Genomic DNA, 5,226 nt, shown 5'->3' with positions numbered 1-5,226 from the left:
AGGCAAAGCTGAAGGGCTTGCCGCCTGCAATTCACAGACAACAAGCCCTTTCGGCTGCTTAAACAATTTTTACTTTCAAATATTGTCTAACTTTTGGGGGTCACTTCACCGCTGCGTCCGGCGCTTTTCATATGCTTTTCAAGTAGCCTCATCTATAATAAGAATTATTTAGGCTAACTATGGGAACTATATAGACATATCCAAAAAGAAAGGTGAATCGTAGAATGTAATTAGGTGAATTTATATGGCAAAAAGACCTGTACCAAAATACGACTTCAAGGCGTTTGGGGCAGCAATCAAAGAGGCCCGGAAAGGGCGAAAAGAAAGCCGCAAGAAAGTAAGTGACGAGATGTATATCTCTCCCCGCTATCTTGCCAATATCGAGAATAAAGGGCAGCATCCAAGCCTCCAAATCTTCTATGAGCTTGTTGCCCGTTACAACATTTCGGTGGATCAGTTTTTCTTCCCGGACAATGAGGCCGGAAAATCCACACAGCGCCGCCAGCTTGACACGCTTTTGGACAATATGAGTGATGCCGGGCTCCGGATCGTGGCAGCTACCGCAAAAGAAGTGGTGGAAGTTGAAAGTGAAAAAGATTGATTTTCTGATGAATATTTGAACGCCGTAACCTATGATGGTTGTGGCGTTTTTCTTTTCAAATTTTCCCCTTGTAGATTGCCGTTTTGGGTGTTGTGAATTGTAGTATTAGTAGAGGGAAAAACGGGTAGAGAGAAACGATAGCAAGCATAGCAAGTGAGTACCCACTTGCGATTTTGGGCTTTAGGGAACCCTCCCCCTAAACCCGAAAAATGCTTGTTGGGAACATCCCAAACCCTGATGCGAAAAGAGGCGAGATACCACGATGGCAAACAGGAAACGGAATATCCAGGTGAAGTTCTATGTGACCGCCGGGGAAAAGGAACTGATGGAACAGAAGATGGCCCAGCTCCAGACAAAGCGGATCAGCGCCTACCTGCGGAAGATGGCGATTGACGGATATATCATCTATGTGGACACTAGGGACATCAAGGAGATGAACCAGCTCCTGTCCGCCATTGGCCGGAACATCAATCAGATCGCCAAGCGGGTCAACGCCGGTGGCCCCACCTATCAGGCCGACATGGAGGAAATCCGGGAAAGGCTGGATCAGATATGGCAGTTACAAAGACGCATCCTATTAAGTCAACGCTGAAAGCGGCCATTGACTATATCTGCAACCCTGACAAGACGGACGGAAAGCTGCTGGTGTCCCTCCTTTGGCTGCGCCGCCGAGACCGCCGACATTGAATTTGAATGGACGCGCCGCCATTCCATCGACAAGGGAACGAACCTGGGCCGGCACCTCATCCAGACCTTTGAGCCTGGGGAGGTCACACCGGAGGAAGCCCACCGGATCGGCATGGAATTGGCGCGGGAGGTCCTGGGCGGCAAATATGAATTTGTCCTCACCACTCACATTGACAAGGATCATGTTCATAATCACCTGATCTTCAATGCGGTCAGTTTTCAGGACCACCGGCACTACCACTCCAACAAAAAAGGAGTTACCATGAGATCCGCCGCACCAGCGACCGTATCTGCAAAGAGCATGGCCTGTCCGTCATCGTCCCCGGTCAAGACAAGGGCAAGAGCTATATTGAGCATCAGGCGGAACAGAACGGCACCAGCTACAAGGCAAAGCTGCGCTCTACCATCGACCGGCTCCTGCCCGGCTGCACCGATTTGGAGGACCTGCTCCGCCGCCTCCAGCGAGAAGGGTACGAACTGAAACGGGGCAAGTACATATCCGCCAGGGCTCCGGGCCAGGAGCGGTTTACCCGGTTGAAAACTCTGGGTGCGGACTATGCGGAGAAAGCTCTGACCGCCCGGATCGCCGGCAGGCCCGAACCTTCCCGCCAGCCGAAACAGCGCACCGGGAGGCCCAGCCTGTTCATCGACATCCAGAACAATATCAAAGCTCAGCAGAGTGCCGGCTACAAACATTGGGCAACTATTGAGAACCTAAAACGGGCAGCGGAAACGCTGAACTTCCTGACGGAGCATGGCATTGGAAGTTTGGAGGAATTGTCCGAGCGGTGCGATGGGGCGGCAGCCGCCACCGCCAGGGTAAAGGCGGATCTCCGAACCGCCGAAAAGGAAATGGAGCGGCTGACCCTCACTATGAAGCACGCTGCCACCTATCGCCAGCTCCGCCCCCTGTATGACCAATACCGTCAGTCCAAGGACAAGGAGAAATTCCTCCGGGGGCATGAGAGTGAGATCATCCTGTTTGAGGCGGCGGCAAGGGAGCTGAAACGGTTGAACGCCGTACCCCTGCCCGCCGCCCAGCGGCTCCGGGCCGAAATGGATGAACTCACCGCCAGGCGGACCGCCCTGCAATCGGAATATCGAAAAGCTCAGCGGGAGGAACAGGAGTATGACATTTTATGGAGAAATGTGGAGAGCCTGATTAAAAAAGTGGAAATATCTAGATCACTCGGGCAAGAGATGCATGAATTGTAAATGGAAATGTTTGTTTTTGGGAGAGGGTATGATATAATAATTTAAACAATTTTAGAAATTTTAAATTAACCAGGCTTATGCATAGCCCTTATTTAATAAAGAAAGGACAGAAGTATGAAAGTTACCATCGAAAAACTTAAGGAGATATCATGCAAAAAAGAATTTGAAGCGTTAGTATCGGATGAATGTTTTTTCTAAGAAATTGTTGATTTAGTAAGAAATGAAATCAAGCCTCTCGAAATAAAAATGTCCAGTGTAGATGATTTATACAAAGCCATCGTTGTGTTAAAAAATCATTGGGACACATTTCAGAATGATATCTATTTTCGTAGCGAAAGCGCAAGATATATATTTGCCCTTACACATATGGATGGAGAAAAACGGAATCAAATTATCGGATTAACCAGTGACCTTTATGATGATGAACAAAGAGCAAAAATCTGGCATCGAAATATCATGAAAAAAATACATCCTGATCTTAATCCTGAAAACTCTCAGGCAGCTAAAGAGGCCATGCAAAACCTCGAAATACTATATGGTAGAGTATTGAAGTGCTTTTAAGAGGGGGATGAATAATGGCTCAACCGAAGTCAGGAAAAGTAAAGAATTAGTCCCCCGTAAAGCGGATGAATTTAAGATAGAGTTTCCCCAAACTGATGCGATTGAAGAAAAAGTGCAAAAACAAATTCAAGATGCAGTTATAGATGGTGGTATCGCTGTAGGCAACAAAACTTACATAAATGGGAAAAAGCTACCAATTTTACTTAACACCGACAAAAAAGGTGCTCAAATAGTATTAAATGATGCGCCAAATGATGATGTTTATCAAAATGGGGCAGATGACTATTTATCAACCCCTCACCTTCAAAAGGAATTTTCCAAACGCAGAGAGCAACCAAGATCTTTATTGGAAAGAGAACATTTAAAATATGCAAGTGATTGTGTTGAAGCTTTCTCAAATAATTCACAATTATGCAAAGAGCGTACTTTGCAATCTGACAAAATTCGAAAAGAACGACCTAGGTTGGGAGCCAAAACAATAGGCAAAAGGAAAGCGACAGCTGGTGAATTATCGGGAGAACCCTTAAACGGCAAAGGTGAAGTGCATCATATAACCAGAGTTGCTGATTGTCCTGAGAAAGCTTTGAATTCTGAAAATCTAGTAGTTTTAACGCATGATGAGCATAGCGAGTTCCATAGTTCAAAGTATCAACAAGATGCCAGTGGTTTTCAAGAGTTCAAAAAGAACTTTAAGGGAAAGAAAAAGGACAAATAGTTTAAAGCACATGAGGAAATTATCAATGAGAGCGCCACCATCGGACAACATTAATCCGATGGCGGTACTCTCATCTTGTCTAAAGGTGAAAATCTGGCATTTTCCTATGCGGAAACGCCCTGCCACCCCGATAAGGTAGATAAGGTACAATAAGTTTGGCAAATTGAAAAGCAGATAAAGAGAGACATGGTTTGCAGAACTCTGGTAGAATGAAATCGCGACACACCATTCTGAAAGGAGACAGCAAACCATGTCCGAGAAGATTGTACAGCTAAACGAGGAAGTTATCAGGGGCAGCTCAAGGAACTTGTACGCGGAAGCGTAGAGGAAACACTGAACGAGCTGCTGGAGGCCGAGGCTCAAAAACTGACCCAGGCGGCCCGGTACGAGCGCAACGAGCAGCGCCAGGGCTATCGCAGCGGTCACTACAACCGCAACCTCACAACCACCTCTGGAGATGTCACCCTCAAGGTGCCCAAGCTCAAGGGAATCTCCTTTGAGACTGCCATTATTGAGCGGTATCGCCACCGGGAGAGCAGTGTGGAAGAAGCTCTTATTGAGATGTACCTGGCCGGTGTATCCGTCCGGCGTGTGGAGGACATCACCGAGGCTCTGTGGGGCAGCAAGGTCTCTCCCTCCACCATCAGTGAGCTGAACAAGAAAGCGTATGTCCACATTGAAGATTGGTGGAACCGCCCTCTGCAAGGTGGGCGTTATCCGTATGTCTATGTGGATGGGATCTACCTGCGCTGCAACTGGGGCGGAGAGTTCGAAAATGTAGCCATTCTGGTAGCGATTGCAGTCAATGAGGACGGATACCGTGAGATTCTGGGCGCCGCCGAGGGCATGAAAGAGGACAAGGCCAGCTGGGTCAGCTTCTTTCAATGGCTACGTGGCCGTGGTCTGGATGGCGTGAAACTTATTGTTGGAGACAAGTGTCTTGGTATGCTGGAGGCCGTGGGCGAAGTGTTTCCCGAGGCCAAATACCAGCGGTGTACCATCCACTTCTACCGCAATGTGTTCTCCGCTACGCCTCGCTCCAAGGTGAAGCTGGTAGCTAAGATGCTCAAGGCGATCCACGCTCAGGAGAGTAAGAAAGCCGCCCGAGAACAGGCTAAGGCGGTGATGGAGGAGCTGCGTTCCATGAAGCTGAAAGAGGCCGCTAAGAAGGTGGAGGACAGCATTGATGAGACTTTGACCTACTGCGATTTTCCCAGTGAGCACTGGACCCATGTTCGCACCAACAATGTAATTGAGCGGCTGAACCGGGAGATCCGCCGCCGCACTCGTGTGGTAGGCAGCTTCCCGGACGGCAACTCTGCCCTCATGCTTGTCTGCGCCCGGCTGCGACATGTGGCCGGCACCCAGTGGGGCAACAAGAAGTACATGAACATGAAGCACCTGGAGGCAGCCCTTGAGGACGCCTCTGTTGCTGGCTGACTTCATT

At 48.6% G+C, this 5,226-nt stretch carries 4 protein-coding genes and 2 pseudogenes; all 6 read left to right on the top strand.

The features are described from left to right. Window positions 1–244: 244 nt before the first annotated feature. The 6 genes and pseudogenes from H7U37_RS14320 to H7U37_RS14295 all read left to right on the top strand — a co-directional run bounded on the left by H7U37_RS14320 (window position 245) and on the right by H7U37_RS14295 (window position 5,219). Window positions 245–601 (top strand): helix-turn-helix transcriptional regulator, encoded by a 357-nt coding sequence (locus H7U37_RS14320; protein WP_204876763.1) that lies wholly within the window; start codon window positions 245–247, stop codon window positions 599–601. A gap of 262 nt (window positions 602–863) precedes the next feature. Beyond that, entirely contained in the window at window positions 864–1,193 is a 330-nt protein-coding gene (locus H7U37_RS14315) for a plasmid mobilization protein (protein ID WP_204876762.1), read from the top strand. Next, window positions 1,154–2,503: pseudogene (locus H7U37_RS14310) on the top strand (relaxase/mobilization nuclease domain-containing protein). Before H7U37_RS14315 ends, H7U37_RS14310 begins: the two are co-directional and overlap by 40 nt. Before the next feature lie 246 nt (window positions 2,504–2,749). Continuing rightward, window positions 2,750–3,064 carry a hypothetical protein gene (locus H7U37_RS14305; RefSeq protein ID WP_204876759.1) on the top strand — a complete coding sequence of 105 codons (315 nt, stop codon included), beginning with the start codon at window positions 2,750–2,752 and terminating at the stop codon, window positions 3,062–3,064. 7 nt (window positions 3,065–3,071) lie between these two features. Next, on the top strand, window positions 3,072–3,779 hold the full coding sequence (locus tag H7U37_RS14300) for a hypothetical protein (protein WP_204876758.1): 708 nt from the start codon (window positions 3,072–3,074) through the stop codon (window positions 3,777–3,779). 250 nt (window positions 3,780–4,029) lie between these two features. Beyond that, window positions 4,030–5,219 (top strand): annotated as a pseudogene (locus H7U37_RS14295) (IS256 family transposase). The last annotated feature ends 7 nt before the right edge of the window (window positions 5,220–5,226 follow it).

The organism is Pseudoflavonifractor phocaeensis, from assembly GCF_016901735.1.
GTDB lineage: Bacteria > Bacillota > Clostridia > Oscillospirales > Oscillospiraceae > Pseudoflavonifractor_A.
This window is presented reverse-complemented; position numbering and strand designations above follow the sequence as displayed.